The organism is Enterobacter cloacae complex sp. ESBL7, from assembly GCF_041679625.1.
In the GTDB taxonomy this organism is placed as follows: Bacteria; Pseudomonadota; Gammaproteobacteria; order Enterobacterales; family Enterobacteriaceae; genus Enterobacter; species Enterobacter asburiae_B.
On sequence record NZ_JBGORN010000042.1, the window covers coordinates 1 to 466 of the forward strand.

General features: G+C 47.9%; 1 tRNA gene and 1 rRNA gene. Both read right to left on the bottom strand.

Annotated features, from left to right (window positions below):
- Positions 1-198: 198 nt before the first annotated feature.
- Positions 199-274, bottom strand: a tRNA-Glu gene (locus ACERY3_RS25365).
- A gap of 85 nt (positions 275-359) precedes the next feature.
- Positions 360-466 (bottom strand): 16S ribosomal RNA (locus ACERY3_RS25370); the annotation flags it as partial.

Genomic DNA, 466 nt, shown 5'->3' on the forward strand with positions numbered 1-466 from the left:
GCTTAGTCGCTTAACCTCACAACCCGAAGATGTTTCACTTCTGATTGCGAAAATTTGAGAGACTCGAACACACATAACATGTGTGTCGTTTCAATTTTCAGCTTGATCCAGATTTTTAAAGAGCAAATATCTCAAACGTCACCCGAAGATGAGTTTTGAGATATGACGGCAGGTGACTTTCACTCACGAACCAGCAAGTGGCGTCCCCTAGGGGATTCGAACCCCTGTTACCGCCGTGAAAGGGCGGTGTCCTGGGCCTCTAGACGAAGGGGACGTGTAAGTCTCAATCGCAAGACGCCTTGCTATTTACTTTTCATCAGACAATCTGTGTGAGCACTGCAAAGGCAGGTTCTTTAAGGTAAGGAGGTGATCCAACCGCAGGTTCCCCTACGGTTACCTTGTTACGACTTCACCCCAGTCATGAATCACAAAGTGGTAAGCGCCCTCCCGAAGGTTAAGCTACCTA